Source organism: Nocardioides sp. Root151 (genome assembly GCF_001427925.1).
Lineage (GTDB): Bacteria > Actinomycetota > Actinomycetes > Propionibacteriales > Nocardioidaceae > Nocardioides.
On the sequence record NZ_LMGG01000004.1, the window covers coordinates 418,290 to 438,983 of the forward strand.

Consider the following 20,694-nt stretch of genomic DNA (forward strand, 5'->3'; position numbering starts at 1 on the left):
TCGTTGACCGAGTCCAACACGGATGCACGGTCGGGGCTCCCGGTGCGCTCGACAACGCCGGGGGGAACCCGCAAAGGTGTTCCTCGTGCCCGACTCAGCCCACGACCTCGCGATCAGCCTCTACCGACTTGCCCGACAGAACGGCGACTGGTCCGACGACCGCATGACCGAGACGCTGGGCGTGACGCCCGAGGCCCTGGCGGCCGCGCGCGAGGAGCTGGTGCAGCTCGGCCTGGTGCGAGGCACCGCCGGTGAACGCTGGACCGTCGTCGACCCGATGCGCGCCGCCGAGCAGGTGCTCCAGGACCACGGCCGCTCGGTGGCCGACTGGTCGGAGACGGCGAGCCGGCTGGCCGCCGACATCGAGTCGATGGCCGCGCTGCTGCCCGCGCTGCGTGTGGTGGTCGACGACGACGCGATGAACACCGTCCTCGAGGGCAACGAGACCGCGCGTGCCTTCCTGGCCGAGCTCGGCGACTCGTTGCAGCACCAGCTCCTCACCGCGCACTCGGGGGGCGCCCTGCCCCAGGAGGCGATCGACGCGGCCCTGCCCCAGGACCTCGCGGTGCTCGAGCGTGGGGTCGAGGTGCGCACGATCTACCTGACCAGCGCAGTGCGCAGCCTGCCGACCCTTCGCTACCTCGAGCAGCTGACCGAGGCCGGTGCCCAGGTGCGGATCCGCGACACCCTGCCCTTCCGCATGGTGCTGGCCGACGGCGTGACCGCGGTGTGCTCGATGAAGTGGGCCGAGGGGCGTTCCGGTGCGGTCGTCGTACGCGGCAGTGCCTACGTGCAGCTGCTCACCCGCATGTTCGAGTTCTGCTGGGCCGAGGCGACGCCGATGGAGGCCACGATCGGCCGGCCGGTCCGCACGAACGGGCCCGACCTCGACGACGAGCAGCGGCTGATGCTGCGACTCTTCGCCGACGGGCTCACCGACCAGGCCATCGCCCGCCAGCTCGGCGTCGCGCCACGCACCTTCACCCGCAAGACCCGCCTGCTCTTCGAGCAGCTCGGCATCGAGTCACGCTTCCAGGCCGGCGTGCAGGCCGTACGCCGAGGCCTCGTCTGACCCTCACCCGACACTGACTGATCGCGGCCATGGCGCTTCTCGGCCAGCCGGAGATCGTTCCCCTCGTGGTGGGTGCCGCCACAAGATGTCGTGCACCACACCCCATCCGAAGGGAACAAATATGGTCGTGTCCGCATCCTCCATCCGCAAGGTGGCGATGACGACGACGCTCTCCGTGGTCGCGGCGCTCAGCCTGTCGAGCCTCGCGATCGCAGGGGCCAGCGCCTCGTCCTCGTCGGACCAGAAGGCCGATCCCACGCCGCGTGCCATGGCTGCCAGCGGCGCCAGCCAGTTCGTCAAGGGAGCCCCCGCAGCGCTGCACGCGGGAGCGTCGGACAAGTTCGACGCCGGCACCGTGATCCGGTCCGGCAAGACGCAGTACGTCCCCTACGAGCGCACCTACAAGGGGCTGCCGGTCGTCGGCGGCGACTTCGTCGTGATGACCGACCTCCAGGGCAACGTGCAGGGCACGTCCGTCGCGCAGGACCGCAAGATCTCGAGCCTTGCGGTACAGCCGAAGGTCAGCTCCAGCTCCGCCCTCGACACCGCCAAGGCCCGACTCTCGAAGGTCACCTCCGACTCGGCGCCGACCCTGGTCGTGCACGCACTGGGCAGGACGCCCCGCCTCGCGTGGTCGACCACCGTGGCCGGCACGAAGTCGGGTGCACCCTCGCGACAGACGGTGTACGTCGACGCGCTGACCGGAAAGTTCATCGACAGCACCGAGCACGTCGTGGCAGGTGAGGGCACGGGCGCCTACAACGGCCCGTCGCCGCTCGCGTTGGACACGTCCGGCTCCGACGGAGCCTTCGAGATGACCGACCCCGCGGTCACTGACCTCGCCTGCCAGGACGCAGCGACGGAGAAGACCTTCACCGGTCCCGACGACGCCTGGGGTGACGGCGACGCCACCAACAAGGAGACCGGCTGCGTCGACGCGCTCTTCGCGGCGCAGACCCAGAACAAGATGCTCGAGGAGTGGCTCGGCCGCGACGGCATGGACGGCGAGGGCGGCTTCCTGCCGATCCGCGTCGGCCTCGACGACCTCAACGCCTACTACGACGGCACCCAGGTGCAGATCGGGCACAACCAGGCAGGGGACTGGATCTCCTCCATCGACGTCATGGCGCACGAGCTCGGCCACGGCATCGACGACCACACGCCCGGTGGCATCTCCGGAAACGGCACGCAGGAGTTCATCGGTGACGTCTTCGGCGCACTGACCGAGGCCTACGCAGCGCAGCCGGAGGAGTTCGACGAGCCGGACTTCCTGGTCGGCGAGGAGATCGACCTCGTCGGGTCGGGCCCGATCCGCAACATGTACGACCCGTCGCAGGTCAGCGGTGACCCGAACTGCTACACCGACGACATCCCCAACGGTGAGGTTCACGCAACCGCCGGACCGGGCAACCACTGGTTCTACCTGCTGTCGCAGGGCAACAAGCCCGCCGAGGGTCCGGAGAGCCCGACCTGCAACGACTCCGACGTGAGCGGGATCGGCATCGAGAAGGCCGGCAAGATCGTCTACAACGCGATGCTGCTGAAGACCTCGGACAGCTCGTACCTGAAGTACCGCACCTGGACGCTGACCGCGGCGAAGAACCTCTACCCGGACAGCTGCACCGAGTTCGACGCGGTCAAGGCGGCGTGGGACGCGGTCGACGTACCGGCCCAGTCCGACGAGCCCACCTGTGAGGGTGGCGGTGACACGGACCCGACGGATCCCACCGACCCGACGGATCCGACTGACCCGCCGGCCGAGGGCGTCGACTTCACCGGCATCGCCGCGCTCGACAACTGCTCGGCCTCCGTGGTCCGCTTCGACGACTCGGAGCCGACGGACAAGGCCCTGGGCCTGACCAACGGCCACTGCTACGAGGGCGGCATGCCCGAGGCCGGCGAGGTCATCGTCGACCAGCCGTCGAACCGCACCTTCACGCTGCTCGACACGGAGGGCAACGAGGCCGGTGACGTCAGCGCGACCGACGTCCTCTACTCCACGATGACCAAGACCGACGTGTCGCTCTACCGGCTGGACAAGACCTACCAGGAGCTGGCCGACGAGTTCGACGGCTTCACGCCGCTCACCCTGGCCAAGGAGTCGCCGGCCGACGGCACGCCGATCGCGGTCGTCTCCGGCTACTGGCAGAAGGTCTACGACTGCTCGGTGGACTCCACCATCCCGCAGCTCAAGGAAGCGGACTGGACCATGGAGGACTCCGTGAAGTACCGCCAGCCCGGCTGCGAGACGATCGGCGGCACCTCCGGGTCGCCGGTGGTCGACACCGAGACCCACGAGGTCGTCGCTGCCAACAACACCGGCAACGAGGACGGCGAGAAGTGCACGATGAACAACCCGTGCGAGGTTGACGAGGAGGGCAACGTCACCGTCGAGAAGGGCGCTGCCTACGCACAGCAGACCTCGTGGTTCTACACCTGCCTGGCCGACGACAACTCGCTCGACCTGGCGAGGGAGGGTTGCCTGCTGCCGGCAGGCTGACGCCAACCGTGGATTGTTGCGCCCCGAGCCGTGGATCCTTGATGCAGCGACGTCAAGGATCCACGGCTCGGACGTCAATGATCCGCGGTTCGCGCATCAAGAACGCACGGTTCGCGCGGTCGGTCGGGGCGGGTGTGCAGGTGGTTCCTAGGATGGTCTGCATGCACTCCGATCCCGGTCCGTACGACGCGTTGCTGCTGGTCTCCTTCGGCGGACCCGAGAAGCCAGAGGACGTCGTGCCCTTCCTCGAGAACGTGACCCGGGGCCGCGGCATCCCGCGCGAGCGCCTGGTCGAGGTGGGCGAGCACTACTTCGGGTTCGGCGGCCGCTCGCCGATCAACGACCAGAACCGCGAGCTGCTGGCCGCCATCCGTGAGGACTTCGCCGGGGCCGGCCTCGACCTCCCGGTCTACTGGGGGAACCGCAACTGGGACCCCTACCTGACCGACGCACTCGCACAGATGGCCGCCGACGGCATCACCCGGGCCGCCTGCCTGGTCACCTCGGCCTACTCGTCGTACAGCGGCTGTCGCCAATACCGCGAGAACCTGGCCGAGGCCAGCGCCGCGGTCGAGGGCGCGCCGCGACTCGACCGGTTGCGCCACTACTTCAACCACCCGGGCTTCCTCACCTCGATGGTCGACAGCACCCTGGCCGCATTGGCCGAGCTGCGCGACACCGAGCGCGAGGACGCCCACCTGGTCTTCGTCACGCACTCCATCCCGATCGCCATGGACGACGCCAGCGGACCCCAGGGCGGGGCGTACGTCGCCCAGCACCGCAGCGTCATGCAGGAGATCGTCGAGAGGGTGCGCCTCGAGACGGGCCATCGCCACGCCCACGAGCTGGTCTACTGCTCGCGCTCCGGCGCTCCGCACGTCCCGTGGCTGGAGCCCGACGTCAACGACCATCTCGCGCGTCTGGCGGCCAAGGGGTCGGTGCCCGTGGTGGTGGTGCCGATCGGGTTCGTCTCCGACCACATGGAGGTCGTCTACGACCTCGACACCGAGGCGGCCGCGACCGCCGAGAAGCTCGGGCTCAGCTTCGTGCGCGCCGCCACCGCCGGGATCGACCCGCGGTTCGTGGCGATGGTCCGTGACCTCCTGCTCGAGCGCGCGGCAGCCGAGCGCGGGGAGGACGTCATCCGTGCCGCGGAGGGCAGCCTCCCGGCGTGCTGGGACGTCTGCGCGGCCGGCTGCTGCGCCAACGCCCGCGGGCCCGTGCCCGCCCTCGGCGGCCTCGATTGAACACCGACCTGCTGAACCTGGCCCGTGAGGTGGCCGGCGAAGCGGCCGCGTTCGTCGCGGCGCAGCGGGCCGGTGGGGTCTCGGTCGCCGCCACCAAGTCGAGCGCCGTCGACGTGGTCACCCAGGTCGACCGCGACTGCGAGGCGCTGGTCCGCGAGCGGCTGCTGGCCGCGCGGCCGGGGGACGCGTTCCTCGGCGAGGAGGGCGGCGGAGCCGGCGGTGAGACCGGGGTCCGGTGGATCGTCGACCCGATCGACGGCACGGTGAACTTCCTCTACGGCCTCCCGCAGTACGCCGTCTCGATCGCCGCCGAGCAGGACGGCCGGGTGGTGGCCGGTGTCGTGGTCAACGCCGCCACCGGTGAGGAGTGCTTCGCCTCCCTCGGGGGCGGGGCCCGGCGTGACGGCGTACGCCTCCGGGTGCGTGGCCCGGCGCCGCTGGCCGAGCGCCTGGTGCTGACCGGTTTCAACTACCAGGCCGGGACCCGGAGGGTGCAGGCCGCGGCGGTCGCGAAGCTGCTGCCCCTGGTGCGCGACATCCGACGCATGGGTTCCTGTGCCCTCGACCTCTGCCACGTGGCCTCCGGATCCGCCGATGCGTACGTCGAGGAAGGTGTCGCCGAGTGGGACTACGCCGCGGGCGCACTGATCGCCCGTGAGGCCGGTGCCCGGACCGAGGTGACGGTCGGTCGGGACGGCAAGGAGGCCCTCCTGTGTGCCCCTGCGCACGGCTTCGAGGAGTTCCGGGAGGCCGTGGTTTCGTGCGGGTTCCTGGCCCTCGATCGGGAATAGGTGGACCCCGGTGATCGTTGCAGCCGAGACATCGTGTGGAATGCGCGTGCATGTTCCCGGTTGATGGTGCACAATCTGGCGCCGGGACTCGCGCGAACAGACGACGACGCGACCGCAGTTGATTGACTGGAGAAGTTGATGGCGACCGATTACGACGCACCCCGCAAGAACGAAGAAGACCAGGGCGAACAGAGCATTGAAGAGCTCAAGGCCCGACGCCACGACAAGAACTCCGGCAAGGTCGACGAGGACGAGGCCGAGGCGGCAGAGTCCTTCGAGCTGCCCGGAGCAGACCTGTCCCACGAAGAGCTGGCCGTCGAGGTCAAGCCCCGTCAGGATGACGAGTTCACCTGCATGAGCTGTTTCCTCGTGCATCACCGCAGCCAGCTGGCCGATGCCAAGAAGCTGATCTGCAAGGACTGCGCGTAAGGCGACAGCCCCGACACACGAAGAGCCGCAACCCCGACGCGGGGTTGCGGCTCTTGTCGTTGGCCGGGGACCGGTCAGTCGTTGATGCCTGACGCCAGGACGTCGCCCGCGTCGGAGCTGCGCGAGGACGACGCCTTGCCGTCGGCCTCGAGGCCGGGCGGCAGGTGGCCGGTCGACTTGGTGAAGTAGTTCGCGGCCTTGCGGGTGGCCAGCATCTTGACGATGGCGACCGCCGTACCGCTCACGGCCGCCCACATCACGGCCTCCCACAGGTCCACGTCGGGGTCCGCCGGATTGGCCGGGGGAGTCTTTCCCGTCGCTGCCTTCCAGCCGCCGTTGAGCGCCTTCTTGGCGATCGCCGCGCTACCGAGCGCGGCGCCGAGGGAGAGTGCCGACCATGCCTTGGAGCCGGATGCCATCAGATCCTCCTGGGGGTTGGAATGCGTCCTCACCCTAGACGAGATGCCTGGAGGGGACCTGCCGGGCTCACGGTGCCCCGCATTCCGACCGGCGGCGTTGTCCTCGACTCGACGGGACTCCGTCCCGCCTTCGCTCGTCCGCCTTGCCGGATCGGGCGCGGATGCCCCGCGAGCTGATCCGGCACCCCTTGGAGCATCTCGTCTGGACGAGATGCCTGGAGCAAAGGCCTACGGTGTCGTGACCGCGGCCAGCGCGGCGACCAGTCGGTCGGGGTGACGCGTGCAGACCAGCCAGTACGGCGTGGGGTCCGAGGGGTCGGTGATCTCGATCCGCACGGAACGCTTCAGGTAGGGCCGCAACAGCAGGTAGGCGCGGGCATCGGCGTCCACGCCGGCCACGCGTCTGGTCCCCTCGGCGTCGAGCGCCTCGGCCGCACCGACGTACGAGAGGTCGATCCGGGCTCGCCCGGCGCGCAGCTGGCCGTCGCCGACGACGATGCGCGCGGCGCCGTACATCAGCAGGCACGTGGCCATGAGCGCCAGCGCCCCCAGGCTGATCAGGGCGGCGGCCAGGATGGAGGGGATCGCCACCGCGATCGCGAACCAGAGGGTCGCCACGAGCATGGTTCCCTGCACCCACCAGCGCAGCGACACGGTGAGCTGTTCGACGTACTGCACGAGGACCAGCCTTTCATCCCGGTGCCCATGACACGCAGGTAGGGTCGGTCACATGTCAGTTGCACCGGTCCCGGTCCGCATCATGCGTCTCGACCAGGACCTTCCCTTACCGTCCTACGCCCACGACGGCGACGCCGGCGCCGACCTGATGACCACCGTCGAGGTGACCCTGGCGCCGGGGGAGCGGGCGATGGTCCCGACCGGGATCGCGCTCGCCCTGCCCGACGGGTACGTCGGACTGGTCCATCCCCGTTCCGGTCTCGCGGCGCGCCACGGCCTGTCGGTCGTGAACGCCCCCGGCACCATCGACGCGGGCTATCGAGGCGAGATCAAGGTGATGCTGATCAATCTCGACCCCCACGAGGCCGTCACGCTGCACCGTGGCGACCGCATCGCCCAGCTGGTGCTGCAGCGCTTCGAGCGCGCCGACTTCATCGAGTCGGAGACGCTCGATGACACGGCGCGTGGAGCGGGGGGCTACGGTTCCACGGGTGGTTTCGCCACCGCAGACGCACAGAGGAGTGCCCAGTGAAGTTCGGACGCAAGTCCCGCACGACCGAGGAGTCGCCCGCAGCCGAGGAGAAGGCTGCGGAGTCGGGCACCGAGGTCGGAGCGGACGTCGACGAGAAGACTGACGCGACCGCTGACGAGAACGCGGACGCCACGGCCGACGCGGAGACCCCTGACCCGGCGGGCGCGCCGCGTGACATCAGTGAGGTCGACGTCGAGAACGACGGGGTCGACCGCATCGACCTCGGCGGCATGCTGGTCGCCCCCGCGGAGGGCCTCGAGCTCCGGCTCCAGGTCGAGGAGGCCTCGGGCGAGGTCCAGAGCGTGCTGATCGCCGGGCCCACCGGCGCCGTCGAGGTGCGGGCCTTCGCGGCTCCGCGCAACGGCGACCTGTGGACCGACGTACGCCGCCAGATCGCCTCCGAGACCGCGCGTCAGGGCGGCACCGCCACCGAGCAGGAGGGCCCGCACGGCACCGAGCTGGTGTGCCGGCGCAGCGTCCGCGCCTCCGACGGCACCACGAGCCAGCAGCCCTCGCGGGTCGTGGGCTTCAACGGGCCCCGCTGGTTCCTCCGCGCGACCTATCTCGGCACCCCGGCGGTCAACGGCCAGCTGGCGGGCGCGTGGGAGGCCGCCGTGGCCTCGCTCGTCGTACGCCGCGGTGACGGGCCGATGGCTCCGGGTGACCAACTGCCGATCGTGGTGCCTCCGCAGGCACGCCGGGTCGGTTGAGTCAGTAGCCTGTTCCCATGGCCGAAGGCAAGGAGCGCAGCCGACTCCGGCGCGCGATCAGCAGCTGGGCGAACAGCACGGACCAGCACGCCCGTGACCTGCGTGAGAGCGTCGCCACGTCCGGCCTGACCACGATCGAGAACGCGCCGGACCGCGAGCGGATCCGGCTCACCGGCACCCTGCGCACGGTCACCCTGCGACCCCGTGGCGGAGTCCCCGCCCTCGAGGCCGAGCTGTACGACGGCACCGGCGTGATCACGCTCGTCTGGCTGGGCCGTCGCCGGATCACCGGCATCGACCCCGGCCGATCCGTCACCGTCGAGGGTCGCATCGGACTCCAGGAGCGCACCCGCGTCATGTACAACCCGCGATACGAACTGGCGCCGTGAACGACAGCGAGCCCGCAGCGCCGGAGGGCCAGGCCTCCCGGCCCACGACCGAGACCGTCGAGGCGCTGGTGCGCAGGCAGCTGTCGACCGCCCTCGGTGGCCGACGCGGCATGGTCGAGGCCGCCGTGCCCACGATCCTGTTCACGGCCGTGTTCCTCTCCACGAAGAACCTCCAGCTCGCGCTGGGGGTGAGTGTCGGTGCGGCACTGGTCGCGCTGGTGGTGCGCCTGGTGCAGCGCTCCTCGATCCAGTTCGTGGTCAATGCCCTGGTCGGGATCGGCATCGGCGCCCTCTTCGCGTTGCGTGCGGCGCGGGCCGGCGGCGACGCGAACGACCAGGCGCTGGCCTACTTCCTGCCGGGCCTGCTCTACAACGCCGGCTACGCCGTCGTGCTCTCCCTGTCGTGCCTGACCCGCTGGCCCCTGATGGGGTTCATGGTCGGCAGCGTGACCGGTGATCCGACGGCCTGGCGCCAGGACCCCCAGATCGTCAAGCTCTGCAGCCGCCTCACCTGGGTACTCGTCGCGCCGTGCATCCTGCGCGTCGTCGTCCAGTCGCCGTTCTACCTGGCCGGACGCAGCGGGTCGATGGACAAGGACGCCGCGATCGCGGCCCTCGGCATCGCCAAGATCGCGATGGGCTGGCCGCTCCAGCTGGCCGCCCTGGCGCTGATGGTGTGGCTGCTGGCCCGCAACGCGACGCCGATGCGGGAGCCCCAGCCCGACCCGTCGTGAGTTTCGCTCGACCCGTCGTGAGTTTCGCTCGACCCGTCGTGAGTTTTTCTACGCGCCTTGAACTGGCGACGGGTCGCCTTGAACTGGCGACGGGTCACTCGGGGCGGGGGACCAGCATCCGCTCGAGCCGCTCCTCGACCTCCGCGGAGACCACGAACAGCAGCTCGTCACCGGCCTCGAGCGGCTGCTCGGCGTCGGGCGTGTAGACCTGACCGTCGCGCAGGATCGAGACGAGGGCACAGTTCTCGGGCCACGGGATGAGGCCGGTCGGCTCGCCGACGTACGGCGACTCCTCGGGCAGGGTCATCTCGACGAGGTTGGCGTTGCCCCGGCGGAAGGTGAACAGGCGCACGAGGTCGCCCACCGACACGGCTTCCTCGACGAGGGCCGACATGATGCGCGGGGTCGACACGTTGACGTCGACGCCCCACGCCTCGGTGAACAGCCACTCGTTGTTGGGGTGGTTGACCCGGCCGACGGTGCGGGGGACCCCGAACTCGGTCTTGGCCAGCAGCGAGGTGACCAGGTTGGCCTTGTCGTCACCGGTCGCCGCGATCACCACGTCGCAGTGCTGTAGGCGGGCCTCCTCGAGCGAGCTCAGCTCACACGAGTCGGCGAGCAGCCACTCGGCGTCGGGGACGCTCTCGGGCTTGATCGATCCGGCGTTCTTGTCGATCAACAGCACCTCGTGGCCGTTGTCGATGAGCTCCCGGGCGATGGAGCGGCCGACTGCGCCGGCTCCGGCGATGGCAACACGCATCAGTTCTTGTCCTCCGGGCCGGATTCGATCACGGTGTACGCCGCGGCGGCGTTCTCCTCGCGGATCACCACGTGGAGGAGGTCGCCCTCCTGGAGAACGGTGTCCTTGTTGGGCAGCATGCCCTCGCCGAGCCGGTCGATCCAGGCGATCCGGACCCGCGCCTGCTCCTGCAGGTCGATGGTGCGGTGGCCGATCCAGGGCTCGCTGACCGGCAGCTGGTCGACGCGGATCGTCCCCGACGGGTCGCGGAAGTCGGGCTCGGCGCCGGCCGGGAGGATGCGTCGCAGCACCTGGTCGGCGGTCCACTTCACGGTGGCGACCGTGGTGATGCCGAGGCGCTGGTAGACCTCGGCGCGGCCGGGGTCGTAGATGCGGGCGACGACCTGCTGGATGCCGAAGCTCTCACGGGCCACGCGCGCGGCGATGATGTTGGAGTTGTCACCACTGGAGACCGCGGCGAACGCGTCGGCCCGGGCGATGCCGGCCTTCGCAAGCACCGCCTGGTCGAAGCCGTAGCCGGTGACCTTGTCGCCGTTGAACGATGGTCCGAGGCGTCGGAACGCATCGGGGTTGTTGTCGATGATGGACACGGTGTGGTTGCGGTCCTCGAGGCTGCGGGCAAGCGTGGAGCCCACCCGGCCACAACCCATGATCACGACATGCACAGCGCAGACGCTACCGCAGCGAGGGCCGCGTGGTGCGGCGGTGCGTCATGTGGCCCCGGATGGGGCTAGCCTGTTCGCTCGTGGGTGTCGGTGACGTTTCCAAACGGATCCTGCTGGGCCGCAAGCTCCGCAGCTCGCAGTTGGGTGAGACCCTGCTGCCCAAGCGTGTTGCCCTGCCCGTGTTCGCCAGCGACGCGTTGTCGTCGGTGGCCTACGCGCCGGACGAGATCTTCATCATGCTCTCGCTGGCCGGCGCCACGGCGTACACGTGGTCATGGAAGATCGGGCTGGCCGTCGCCCTGGTGATGATCGCCGTGGTCGCGTCGTACCGGCAGACCGTGCACGCCTACCCCAGTGGTGGCGGCGACTACGAGGTCGCCACCGAGAACCTCGGCCGCAACGCCGGGGTGACCGTGGCGGCCGCGCTGCTGGTCGACTACGTGCTCACCGTGGCGGTGTCGATCTCCTCCGGCGCGCAGTACGCCGCCTCGGCGTTCCCCGTGCTGTCGGGCCACGAGGCCACGGCGGCCGTGGTGCTCGTCGTGATCCTCACCGCCCTGAACCTGCGCGGGATCCGCGAGTCGGGCACGCTGTTCGCGATCCCGACGTACGCCTTCATGCTGGCCATCCTCGGCATGTGTGCCTACGGCCTGCTCCGCTTCGTCATCGGCGACCTCCCGCAGGTGGAGAGCGCCGACCTGCGGATCACCGAGTCCTCGGGCTACGAGGGGCAGCTGACCACGGTGGCGCTGGTGTTCCTGCTGGCCCGGGCGTTCTCCTCCGGTTGTGCGGCGCTGACCGGTGTCGAGGCGATCTCCAACGGCGTGCCCGCGTTCCGCAGGCCGAAGTCGCAGAACGCGGCGACGACGCTGCTGATGCTGGGCATGATCGCGATCACGATGATGCTCAGCGTGATCCTACTGGCCCGTGAGATGGGGCTGAAGTACGTCGACCCGCACGACCTCGACCGGCTGAGCACCGCCGACGGCAAGGCCCTTCCGGCCGACTACGACCAGCACACCGTGATCGCCCAGATCGCCCGTGCCGTCTTCGACAACTTCTCACCGGGCTTCTACTTCGTGGTGACGATGACCGGCATCGTGCTGGTGCTCGCCGCCAACACGGCGTTCAACGGCTTCCCGGTGCTGGGATCGATCCTCGCCCGCGACGGCCTCGCCCCCCGGGCACTCGGCTCCCGTGGCGACCGGCTGGCCTACAGCAACGGCATCGTGTTCCTGGCCGTCGTGGCGATGATCCTGATCTGGGCCTTCGACGCCCAGGTGACCCGGCTGATCCAGCTCTACATCGTGGGCGTCTTCGTGTCGTTCACGCTGAGCCAGCTCGGCATGATCCGGCACTGGACCCGCCACCTGTTGACCGAGACCGACGCCGCCGCGCGGCGCAAGATGCAGCAGTCGCGGATCATCAACACCATCGGCCTGGCGATGACCGGCGCGGTGCTCGTCGTCGTGCTGATCACCAAGTTCCTGCAGGGTGCCTGGATCACGATCCTGGCGATGGTCGTCTTCTTCATCCTGATGAAGGCGATCCGCAAGCACTACGACCTGGTCGAGGAGGAGCTCGCCGCCGACGACCAGGACAAGATCCTGCCGACCCGGGTGCACGCGATCGTGCTGGCCTCGAAGCTGCACAAGCCGACCCTGCGGGCGCTGGCGTTCGCCAAGGCGACCCGGCCCAACGTCCTCGAGGCGGTGTACGTCGGCACCGACACCAAGGCGACCGACAAGCTCCTCGCCGAGTGGGACGAGCGCGGCATCGACGTGCCCCTGAAGGTGCTCTACTCGCCGTACCGCGAGCTCGTGAAGCCGATCGTCGACTACGCCATCGAGATCCGGCGGGCCAACCCGCGCGGCGTCGTGGCGGTCTACATCCCCGAGTACGTCGTCGGCCGTTGGTGGGAGCAGCTGCTGCACAACCAGACGGCCCTGCGCCTCAAGGGTCGCCTGCTCTTCACGCCCGGCGTGATGGTGACGTCGGTGCCCTACCAGCTCCGCTCCTCGGTGGTGGCCCTCGAGCGTGAGCAGCGTGACCTGACCCGCACCAGGGCCGGCGACGTACGCCGGGGCGCGATCGGGTCCACGACGCGCAACCCGCGCGGCCCCCACACCGACCGACAGGACTAGCCATGTCTCCCCGCAACACACGAGCACGACAGGCCAAGGGCGCCTCGCACGTCGGTGAGCGGCACGAGGTGACCGTCGGGCCGATCGCCCACGGCGGCCACTGTGTCGCCCGCATCCCGGTCGCCGGGAGCACCGAGGGGGAGACCCGCGTCGTCTTCGTTCGCCACGCGTTGCCCGACGAGGTGGTGACCGTCGAGATCACCGAGGGCACCGAGGGCGACCGGTTCTGGCGCGGCGATGCGGTCTCGGTCGCGACGCCGTCCCCGAAGCGCGTGACCCCACCGTGTCCCGTCGCCGGTCCGGGTCTGTGCGGCGGCTGCGACTTCCAGCACGTCACGCCCGGTGAGCAGCGGGCGCTGAAGGCGCGGGTCGTGCAGGAGCAGTTCCGCCGGCTGGCCCACATGGACGTCGACGTCGTCGTGGAGCAGGTGCCCGGCGACAAGGCCGGCCTGGAGTGGCGCACCCGCGTCGAGTACGCCGCCACGCCCGACGGACGCAGGGGCATGCGCAAGCACCGTTCCCACGGCGTCGTACCGATCGAGACCTGCTTGATCGCCGCGCCCGGTGCGATCGACACGAGCGTCTCGGGCAGCGCCCCCGTGATCGAGTCCGTGCACGGACGCGAGTTCGCGGTGGCCGCAGACGGGTTCTGGCAGGTGCACCCCGGGGCTCCCGAGAAGCTGGTCGACGTGGTCCTGGACTACCTCGACCCGCAGCCCGGCGAGAAGGCGCTCGACCTCTACTCCGGCGTCGGGCTGTTCGCCCGGTTCCTCGCGGAGCGGGTGGGGGAGGTCGGCCGGGTCGTCGCCATCGAGGGCAACAAGCAGGCCTGCGGCCACGCGCGCGACAACCTCGCCGAGCACCGCAAGGCCGTCGTCGGGGTCGGCACGGTCGACCGCGTGCTGGCCACGACGTACGACGAGCCGTTCGACGTCGTCGTCCTCGACCCGCCGCGTGAGGGCGCGCGTCGCAAGGTGGTCCTGCAGATCGTGGACAGGGCCCCGCGTGCGGTGGCCTACGTCGCCTGCGACCCGGCCTCACTGGCCCGTGACGCCGCGACGTTCGTCGAGGCCGGCTACCGCATGGAGAAGCTGCGCGCCTTCGACCTCTTCCCGATGACGCACCACGTGGAGTGCGTCGCGCTGTTCGTCCGCTGAGTGGGCGTTTCTGCTGGATCTTCCGCTTGACGTCATGTATCTTGACATCAAGAGACATTGCATTCGGCCTCGACGTCGTGGTTAGGCAACCCTTTCTTCCCAGGGGGTTGCGCACGGCGGCAAGATGGGCGCGAGTGAACCAAAGACTTCTGAGGAGATGTGGCTGATGGCCAGTCAGGACAGCTTCGGTGCCAAGAGCACCCTGGACGTGGACGGGAAGTCCTACGAGATCTTCCGCCTCGACGCGGTCACCGGTGACGGCCTGGACGTGGACTCGCTCCCGTTCAGCCTCAAGGTGCTGCTCGAGAACCTGCTTCGCACCGAGGACGGCGCGGACATCACCGCCGACGACATCAAGGCGCTCGCCGGCTGGGACGCGGACGCCGACCCGTCCAAGGAGATCCAGTTCACGCCGGCGCGCGTGATCATGCAGGACTTCACCGGCGTTCCCTGCGTCGTCGACCTCGCCACGATGCGTGAGGCGATGGCCGACCTCGGCGGAGACCCGTCGAAGATCAACCCGCTCGCGCCGGCCGAGATGGTCATCGACCACTCCGTCATCGCCGACGTCTTCGGCACCCCCGGTGCGTTCGAGAAGAACGTCGAGATCGAGTACGAGCGCAACCGCGAGCGCTACCAGTTCCTGCGCTGGGGCCAGGGCGCCTTCGACGACTTCAAGGTCGTCCCCCCGGGCACCGGCATCGTCCACCAGGTCAACATCGAGCACCTCGCCCGCGTCGCGTTCACGCGTGAGGTCGACGGCGTGCTGCAGGCCTACCCCGACACCTGCGTCGGCACCGACTCCCACACCACCATGGTCAACGGCATCGGCGTCGTCGGCTGGGGCGTCGGCGGCATCGAGGCCGAGGCGGCCATGCTCGGCCAGCCCGTCTCCATGCTGATCCCGCGCGTGGTCGGCTTCAAGCTCTCCGGCGAGCTGCCCGAGGGCACCACCGCCACCGACCTGGTGCTCACCATCACCGAGATGCTGCGCAAGCACGGCGTCGTCGGCAAGTTCGTGGAGTTCTACGGCGAGGGCGTCTCGGCGCTGCCACTGGCCAACCGCGCCACGATCGGCAACATGAGCCCCGAGTTCGGCTCCACGATCGCGGTCTTCCCGATCGACGAGGAGACCGTCAACTACCTGCGCCTCACCGGCCGCACCGAGGAGCAGCTCGCGCTCGTCGAGGCCTACGCCAAGGAGCAGGGCCTCTGGCACGACCCGTCGGCCGAGCCGCGCTTCTCCGAGCGGCTCGAGCTCGACGTGTCGACGGTCGTCCCGTCGATCGCCGGCCCGAAGCGGCCCCAGGACCGCATCCAGGTCACCGACGCCAAGCAGTCGTTCCGTGCGTCGCTCGCCGACTACGTCGACGAGGACGAGAAGGGGTACGACGAGGCCTCGGCCGAGTCCTTCCCGGCCTCGGACGCCCCGGCGTACCACGGCACCAACGGCTCGGAGGCTCCCAGCAACCACCTCTCGGCCGCACCGAGGGACGGTGGCCGCCCGAGCGACCCGATCGACGTCACGCTGGCCGACGGCACGAAGTTCACCCTCGACCACGGTGCGGTCACCATCGCCGCCATCACGTCGTGCACGAACACGTCCAACCCGTCGGTGATGATCGGCGCGGCGCTGCTGGCCAAGAAGGCCGTCGAGAAGGGCCTGCAGCGCAAGCCGTGGGTCAAGACGACGCTGGCCCCCGGCTCGAAGGTGGTCTCCGACTACTACGAGAAGGCCGGCCTGACGCCGTACCTCGACAAGCTGGGCTTCAACCTCGTCGGCTACGGCTGCACCACCTGCATCGGCAACTCCGGTCCGCTGATCCCCGAGGTCTCCGCCGCGGTCAACGAGAACGACCTCTCGGTCGTCTCGGTGCTCTCGGGCAACCGCAACTTCGAGGGCCGGATCAACCCGGACATCAAGATGAACTACCTGGCGTCCCCGCCGCTGGTCGTGGCCTACGCGCTTGCCGGCTCGATGGACGTCGACCTGTTCACCGACCCGCTCGGACAGGACGCCGACGGCAACGACGTGTTCCTCAAGGACATCTGGCCCTCGCCGTCCGAGGTCGAGGAGACCATCGCCAGTGCCCTGACCGCTGACATGTTCGACAGCTACGACGACGTGTTCGCCGGTGACGAGCGGTGGCGCTCGCTGCCCACCCCCGAGGGCAAGACCTTCGCGTGGGGCGAGGACAGCACCTACGTCCGCAAGGCGCCGTACTTCGACGGCATGCCCGACGAGCCGACCCCGGTCACCGACATCGAGGGTGCCCGCGTGCTGCTCAAGCTGGGCGACTCGGTTACCACCGACCACATCAGCCCGGCCGGTGCGATCAAGAAGGACTCGCCCGCGGGCAAGTACCTCGCCGAGCACGGCGTCGAGTCGCGTGACTTCAACTCCTACGGCTCGCGCCGAGGCAACCACGAGGTCATGATCCGCGGCACCTTCGCCAACATCCGCCTGCGCAACCAGATGGCCCCGGGCACCGAGGGTGGCTTCACCCGCGACCTGCTCGCCGACGGCACGCCGGTCACCACGGTGTTCGAGGCGTCGGAGAAGTACATCGCGGCAGGCGTCCCGCTGGTCGTCCTGGCCGGCAAGGAGTACGGCTCCGGCTCGTCGCGTGACTGGGCGGCCAAGGGCACCTCGCTGCTCGGTGTGAAGGCGGTCATCGCCGAGTCCTACGAGCGGATCCACCGCTCGAACCTGATCGGCATGGGCGTCATCCCGCTGCAGTACCCCGAGGGCCAGAACGCCGAGTCCCTGGGCCTGACCGGTGACGAGACGTTCGCGATCTCCGGCATCACCGCGCTCAACGACGGCACCACGCCGAAGTCGGTCAAGGTGAAGGCCGCCAAGGATGACGGGCAGAGTGTCGAGTTCGACGCCGTGGTCCGTATCGACACCCCCGGTGAGGCGAACTACTACCGCAACGGCGGCATCATGCAGTACGTCCTGCGGAACCTGCTCAAGGCCTGACCTCTGACCCATCGACCCGTCGTGAGTTCGCCCCTACCGGGAGAACTCACGACGGGTCGCTGCATTTGCTGTCGCTCAGGCCTTGCGCTGCATGCGGTGCGCGGCCGCGAGGGCGCGACGCAGCGCCTCGTCGTTGCCGTGCGCCAACGAGGCCTGCACCTTGTGGTGCGCCTCCATCGCGGGCGGCACGCCGAACGTCTCCGGGTGCGCGGCGGTCAGCTCCTCGCGCAATGCCGGCGCGCACCGGATGGTCAGGGTGGTCCGGTCCTCGAGTCGAACCACGAGCCGGTTGTCGACGTACCACGCCGGTCGTGCCGCGGTGCCCTTGCGGCGGCACCGCGGCAGCGACTCGACGAACTCGGCGACGTCGTCGGCATCCATGTGGCCGACCGTACGCCGGGGAGGGGCTCCGCCGCTCGGCCGCACTTGCTCACCCGACGAGTGGCCGCCCTCAGGGGAGCAGCAGCATCACGTCGCCGAACTCGTGCCAGAGATAGCGGGGTGCGCCGGGAGCGGTGATCGCGGCGTAGCCCGCGTCGACGAGGGGTCGGCCGGCGACCGCCTCGAGCAGGTCGAGGTGGCTGGCCTCGGGCTCGTGCAACCCGCTGAGCAGTCCGTCGACCACGCGGGCAGGTCGCTGCGGCCCGAGCACGAGGTCGGTCCAGCCGTCGGTGGGCACCACCCGACCCGACGAACCCGCGGTCTCGAGCGCCCGGACGACCGTCGTGCCCACCGCGACGACGCGGCGCCCGACCGAGCGGGTGCTGTTCACCAGTCGCGCGGTCGCCTCGGGCACCACGAACCGCTCCGGCTGGGGCGGCTCGTGGGTCTCCTGGCTCGACACCCCCGTGTGCAGGACGATCGGCGCCACCGCGACTCCGTGGGCCATCAGGCGCACCAGGACCTCCGCGGTCAGCGGCCGGCCGGCGCTCGGCATCTCGGCGCTCCCGGGCTGCTCGGCGTACGAGTTCTGCAGCATCGACAGCGGCCACGCACCTTCGACGTAGGGGTAGCGGATCGGCCGACCTTGCTCCCACAGGTAGTCCACCCTGCCCACCGTGGGCGTGGGCGCGGCGCGCCACAGACGCGACTGACCGTCGGGATGGGGTGCCACCAGCTGCAGCCGGATCCCGCCGGGCAGCTTCAACGTCTCACCTGCACAGACCAGATCGGGGCCGGACTGGTCCGGGCGTCGGACCTCGACCACCCACGTCCCGTCGTCGAGCTCGGTGGAGACGTGCAGCACGGCCTCATGCCCGCGACGCCGGAAGTCGACCGCGGCCGGGAGGGTGGCACTCGTGTTGACGACGAGGAGGTCGCCGGGGTGCAGCAGGTCCGGGAGGGCCCCGGCCTTCAGGTGTCGTACGCCGTCACGGGTGACCTCCGCCAGCCGTACGGCGTCGCGGGCCAGGCCACGCAGCTCCGGAGGTACGGCGGCCTCGTGGCTGTTCGGCACGTGGAAACGCTCGGTGGGCTGCGCGCTCATGCCGGCACCTCCAGGGCGAGCTGGTGGCGGCCGCTGGGTGCATCCCCGAGGACCAGGCTCACCAGTCGGGGTGCCACGGAGTCGGGGAGGGGCCGGTCACTGATGTCCTCGCCGGGGAACGCCGCTTGGTGCATGGCGGTGCGCATGTCTCCGGGATCGACGGTCAGCACGCGCAGGTCCGGTTCCTCGGCGGCCAGGATCCGGCTCGCGTGCTCGAGCCCGGCCTTCGCGCTGCCGTAGCCGCCCCAGCCCTCGTAGGCCTCGACGGCGGCGTCGGAGGTGATGTTCACGACCGTTCCACGGCGGGCGCGCAGAGTGGGAAGGAGGCCCCGGGTGAGGGCCAGCGGTGCGACGAGGTTGACCTCGAGCACGTGGGCGAACGTGGCCTCCTCGAGGTCGGTGAACCGGGGGAGCGGGCTCGCGCCGAGGGTGCTGGCGTTGTTGACCAGCAGGTCGAGTCCACCGGCCGCCTCGACTGCCTCGACGAGGGCGGTGCGGTGGCGCGGGTCCGCCACGTCACCGGCCACGGCGACGTGTCCCGTGCCGGCCAGGGAGTGCGTGGCGGCCTCGAGTGCGGCGGCGTGCCGGGCGTCGAGGACCAGGGTCCAGCCCTGTTCCGAGAGTTCCCGGGCCAGGGCGTGTCCCAGGCCGAGTGAGGCTCCGGTGATGAGTGCGACAGGCATGGTGCTCGTGGTCTCCTTGATCGAGTTGATCGGACTCCACAAGCCTGCAAGTTGAAGTTAACTTGAAGTCAAGGCCTTGCCTGCTGCCTTCCGGTGGTCGGCGTCGAGAACCGTCGCCAGTCGGTCGACGAGGGTACCCAGCTCGAGCTCGCGGGCCACCTCGACCATGCGCGGAAGCATGCCAGGGGTGAGCGTCGCGGAACAGTTGGCCAGCGCCGCCAGTGCTGCGTCGTCCAGGCCGGCGAGTGCGGGGAGCGCCGCGGGCCAGGCGTCGTAGGAGTGCAGCGACGTCGCGAAGGCGTCGAGGCCGCTCTGGTCCAGGGCCGTGATCAGTGGGACCAGGCGGGCGCGGCTGGACGGGGAGACGGACGCGATCAGGGTCACCGCATCGTCGTACAGGCCGTCCTCGTCTGCTGCACGGATCGCGTCGACCAGGCGTTCGTCGTCGATGCGACGGACCAGCTCGTCGAGGGCGACAGGGTCCTCGGCGAACAGGGCCACCTGCAGCAGGTCGCGCCCGGTCGCCGAGTCGATCACCCTGAGCGCGGTGTCAGGCTCGATCACCGACACGAACCGGCCCAGCGCGACGTACTCCTTGCGCTCGACCAGGAGTCGGCCCACCTCGACGATGAGATCGGCCTCGATGCGGCTCAGGATCGGCTCGGCCCGCACCGGGTCCAGCGCCTTGCTCAGGTCTGCGAGGTAGGTGGTCTTCAGGCTGCCGGCCAGCTTGACTGCCAGGGCCGGGTCCATGACCGCGGCGACGCGGGCACCGAGCAACGGTGAGAGCGCCATCTGCGCGATGCGGGCGCTCAGCTGGGGTGGCACCATCGAGGCCAGTTTGGCGATCCGGCGGAACCGCGGCTCGTGCTGCGCGAAGATCGCCTCGCCCAGCGACTGGCGAACGGTGCGGATGTCGTCCGCCGGGACGGGCGCCAGGATCGCGAGATCCGTGTCCGGTACGTCGAGTGCGTGCGCGAGCTTGATGATCTCCACGCGGTTGGCCAGCGATGTCATGCGTCGTCCTCCGGGAACAGCAGTGCCTTCGCCCGGCCACGCAGGGGACGTGGGACCGCGCCGAGGGTGGCCCGCAGGCCGGACTCGACCGCCTCGTGCTCGGCCGTGAAGGCAGCCGCCACCAGGGAATCCAGGTGCGTCACGTCTGCCTGGGTGCATACGCTGAGGCCGGCAATTCGTTCCGCGCTGATGCCGAGACGTTCGGCCAGTGCGGTGACATCGGTCGGTGCCATCGAGGTCCTCTCCTTCGCTGACGAGCCCGCTCACGGTACTCGGTGGGCGGACCGGAGTGCGGTAG

The 20,694-nt window shown here is 69.8% G+C and carries 21 protein-coding genes; 12 read left to right on the forward strand and 9 right to left on the reverse strand.

Features of this window, described 5'->3' with window-relative positions; all coding sequences use genetic code 11:
* Positions 1-85: 85 nt before the first annotated feature.
* From ASD66_RS10460 to ASD66_RS10480, 5 genes are all read left to right on the forward strand, one after another.
* Positions 86-1,072, forward strand: coding sequence for a helix-turn-helix domain-containing protein (locus ASD66_RS10460; protein WP_156388635.1), 987 nt, complete (start codon positions 86-88; stop codon positions 1,070-1,072).
* 121 nt (positions 1,073-1,193) lie between these two features.
* Positions 1,194-3,572, forward strand: a complete 2,379-nt coding sequence (locus ASD66_RS24140; RefSeq protein ID WP_082599439.1) for a M4 family metallopeptidase — start codon at positions 1,194-1,196, stop codon at positions 3,570-3,572.
* A 161-nt stretch (positions 3,573-3,733) separates the two neighbouring features.
* A complete protein-coding gene (locus tag ASD66_RS10470; protein ID WP_056679232.1) occupies positions 3,734-4,819 on the forward strand; it encodes a ferrochelatase in 1,086 nt (361 codons plus the stop codon).
* Complete coding sequence (locus ASD66_RS10475) at positions 4,816-5,610, forward strand: inositol monophosphatase family protein (RefSeq protein ID WP_156388636.1); 795 nt, start codon at positions 4,816-4,818, stop codon at positions 5,608-5,610. Before ASD66_RS10470 ends, ASD66_RS10475 begins: the two co-directional genes overlap by 4 nt.
* Before the next feature lie 138 nt (positions 5,611-5,748).
* Complete coding sequence (locus tag ASD66_RS10480) at positions 5,749-6,039, forward strand: DUF4193 domain-containing protein (RefSeq protein WP_056677086.1); 291 nt, start codon at positions 5,749-5,751, stop codon at positions 6,037-6,039.
* Between the two features lie 74 nt (positions 6,040-6,113).
* Here ASD66_RS10480 and ASD66_RS10485 read toward each other — a convergent pair whose 3' ends face one another.
* Positions 6,114-6,458 (reverse strand): DUF4235 domain-containing protein, encoded by a 345-nt coding sequence (locus tag ASD66_RS10485; protein ID WP_056677090.1) that lies wholly within the window; start codon positions 6,456-6,458, stop codon positions 6,114-6,116.
* A 228-nt stretch (positions 6,459-6,686) separates the two neighbouring features.
* Positions 6,687-7,136 carry a DUF3093 domain-containing protein gene (locus ASD66_RS10490; RefSeq protein WP_235530044.1) on the reverse strand — a complete coding sequence of 150 codons (450 nt, stop codon included), beginning with the start codon at positions 7,134-7,136 and terminating at the stop codon, positions 6,687-6,689.
* 52 nt (positions 7,137-7,188) lie between these two features.
* Between ASD66_RS10490 and dut the strand changes: the two genes are divergently transcribed.
* From dut to ASD66_RS10510, 4 genes are read left to right on the forward strand one after another with little or no spacing between them, the layout of a single operon-like run.
* Positions 7,189-7,668 (forward strand): dUTP diphosphatase, encoded by a 480-nt coding sequence (gene dut, locus ASD66_RS10495; protein ID WP_056677094.1) that lies wholly within the window; start codon positions 7,189-7,191, stop codon positions 7,666-7,668.
* A complete protein-coding gene (locus tag ASD66_RS10500) occupies positions 7,665-8,378 on the forward strand; it encodes a DUF3710 domain-containing protein (protein ID WP_056890902.1) in 714 nt (237 codons plus the stop codon). The genes dut and ASD66_RS10500 overlap by 4 nt, the downstream gene beginning before the upstream one ends.
* Positions 8,379-8,395: 17 nt before the next feature.
* Positions 8,396-8,767, forward strand: coding sequence for an OB-fold nucleic acid binding domain-containing protein (locus ASD66_RS10505; protein WP_056677098.1), 372 nt, complete (start codon positions 8,396-8,398; stop codon positions 8,765-8,767).
* Positions 8,764-9,501 carry a DUF3159 domain-containing protein gene (locus ASD66_RS10510; RefSeq protein ID WP_056677100.1) on the forward strand — a complete coding sequence of 246 codons (738 nt, stop codon included), beginning with the start codon at positions 8,764-8,766 and terminating at the stop codon, positions 9,499-9,501. Before ASD66_RS10505 ends, ASD66_RS10510 begins: the two co-directional genes overlap by 4 nt.
* A 94-nt stretch (positions 9,502-9,595) precedes the next feature.
* Here ASD66_RS10510 and ASD66_RS10515 read toward each other — a convergent pair whose 3' ends face one another.
* Positions 9,596-10,261, reverse strand: coding sequence for a potassium channel family protein (locus tag ASD66_RS10515; protein WP_056677102.1), 666 nt, complete (start codon positions 10,259-10,261; stop codon positions 9,596-9,598).
* A complete protein-coding gene (locus ASD66_RS10520) occupies positions 10,261-10,926 on the reverse strand; it encodes a potassium channel family protein (protein WP_056677104.1) in 666 nt (221 codons plus the stop codon). Before ASD66_RS10520 ends, ASD66_RS10515 begins: the two co-directional genes overlap by 1 nt.
* An 80-nt stretch (positions 10,927-11,006) precedes the next feature.
* Here ASD66_RS10520 and ASD66_RS10525 point away from each other — a divergent pair, with 80 nt between their 5' ends.
* The 3 genes from ASD66_RS10525 (at position 11,007) to ASD66_RS10535 (ending at position 17,210) form a co-directional block, all read left to right on the forward strand.
* Entirely contained in the window at positions 11,007-13,070 is a 2,064-nt protein-coding gene (locus ASD66_RS10525) for an APC family permease (RefSeq protein WP_414858573.1), read from the forward strand.
* Positions 13,071-13,072: 2 nt separating this feature from the next.
* The gene (locus tag ASD66_RS10530; protein WP_056890904.1) at positions 13,073-14,227 is read left to right on the forward strand and encodes a class I SAM-dependent RNA methyltransferase; all 1,155 of its coding nucleotides are present in this window, start codon (positions 13,073-13,075) and stop codon (positions 14,225-14,227) included.
* Positions 14,228-14,393: 166 nt separating this feature from the next.
* On the forward strand, positions 14,394-17,210 hold the full coding sequence (locus ASD66_RS10535; RefSeq protein WP_056890905.1) for an aconitate hydratase: 2,817 nt from the start codon (positions 14,394-14,396) through the stop codon (positions 17,208-17,210).
* Between the two features lie 75 nt (positions 17,211-17,285).
* On the opposite strand, the gene ASD66_RS10540 is transcribed toward ASD66_RS10535, so the two are convergent.
* The 5 genes from ASD66_RS10540 to ASD66_RS10560 form a co-directional block, all read right to left on the reverse strand.
* On the reverse strand, positions 17,286-17,591 hold the full coding sequence (locus ASD66_RS10540; protein WP_056890906.1) for a hypothetical protein: 306 nt from the start codon (positions 17,589-17,591) through the stop codon (positions 17,286-17,288).
* A 70-nt stretch (positions 17,592-17,661) separates the two neighbouring features.
* Positions 17,662-18,696 (reverse strand): S-adenosylmethionine:tRNA ribosyltransferase-isomerase, encoded by a 1,035-nt coding sequence (locus ASD66_RS10545; RefSeq protein WP_056890907.1) that lies wholly within the window; start codon positions 18,694-18,696, stop codon positions 17,662-17,664.
* Positions 18,693-19,379 (reverse strand): SDR family NAD(P)-dependent oxidoreductase, encoded by a 687-nt coding sequence (locus ASD66_RS10550; RefSeq protein WP_056891432.1) that lies wholly within the window; start codon positions 19,377-19,379, stop codon positions 18,693-18,695. The genes ASD66_RS10545 and ASD66_RS10550 overlap by 4 nt, the downstream gene beginning before the upstream one ends.
* Positions 19,380-19,436: 57 nt before the next feature.
* Positions 19,437-20,396, reverse strand: a complete 960-nt coding sequence (locus tag ASD66_RS10555; protein WP_056890908.1) for a hypothetical protein — start codon at positions 20,394-20,396, stop codon at positions 19,437-19,439.
* Complete coding sequence (locus tag ASD66_RS10560; RefSeq protein ID WP_056890909.1) at positions 20,393-20,629, reverse strand: hypothetical protein; 237 nt, start codon at positions 20,627-20,629, stop codon at positions 20,393-20,395. Before ASD66_RS10560 ends, ASD66_RS10555 begins: the two co-directional genes overlap by 4 nt.
* Positions 20,630-20,694 lie beyond the last annotated feature (65 nt).

Coding starts and splice junctions, on each gene's coding strand:
- ASD66_RS24140 (WP_082599439.1), top strand. CDS start 1,194: ATGGTCGTGTCCGCATCCTCCATCCGCAAGGTGGCGATGACGACGACG.
- ASD66_RS10470 (WP_056679232.1), top strand. CDS start 3,734: ATGCACTCCGATCCCGGTCCGTACGACGCGTTGCTGCTGGTCTCCTTC.
- ASD66_RS10480 (WP_056677086.1), top strand. CDS start 5,749: ATGGCGACCGATTACGACGCACCCCGCAAGAACGAAGAAGACCAGGGC.
- ASD66_RS10485 (WP_056677090.1), bottom strand. CDS start 6,458: ATGGCATCCGGCTCCAAGGCATGGTCGGCACTCTCCCTCGGCGCCGCG.
- dut (WP_056677094.1), top strand. CDS start 7,189: ATGTCAGTTGCACCGGTCCCGGTCCGCATCATGCGTCTCGACCAGGAC.
- ASD66_RS10505 (WP_056677098.1), top strand. CDS start 8,396: ATGGCCGAAGGCAAGGAGCGCAGCCGACTCCGGCGCGCGATCAGCAGC.
- ASD66_RS10515 (WP_056677102.1), bottom strand. CDS start 10,261: ATGCGTGTTGCCATCGCCGGAGCCGGCGCAGTCGGCCGCTCCATCGCC.
- ASD66_RS10530 (WP_056890904.1), top strand. CDS start 13,073: ATGTCTCCCCGCAACACACGAGCACGACAGGCCAAGGGCGCCTCGCAC.
- ASD66_RS10535 (WP_056890905.1), top strand. CDS start 14,394: ATGGCCAGTCAGGACAGCTTCGGTGCCAAGAGCACCCTGGACGTGGAC.
- ASD66_RS10540 (WP_056890906.1), bottom strand. CDS start 17,591: ATGGATGCCGACGACGTCGCCGAGTTCGTCGAGTCGCTGCCGCGGTGC.
- ASD66_RS10545 (WP_056890907.1), bottom strand. CDS start 18,696: ATGAGCGCGCAGCCCACCGAGCGTTTCCACGTGCCGAACAGCCACGAG.
- ASD66_RS10550 (WP_056891432.1), bottom strand. CDS start 19,379: ATGCCTGTCGCACTCATCACCGGAGCCTCACTCGGCCTGGGACACGCC.
- ASD66_RS10555 (WP_056890908.1), bottom strand. CDS start 20,396: ATGACATCGCTGGCCAACCGCGTGGAGATCATCAAGCTCGCGCACGCA.
- ASD66_RS10560 (WP_056890909.1), bottom strand. CDS start 20,629: ATGGCACCGACCGATGTCACCGCACTGGCCGAACGTCTCGGCATCAGC.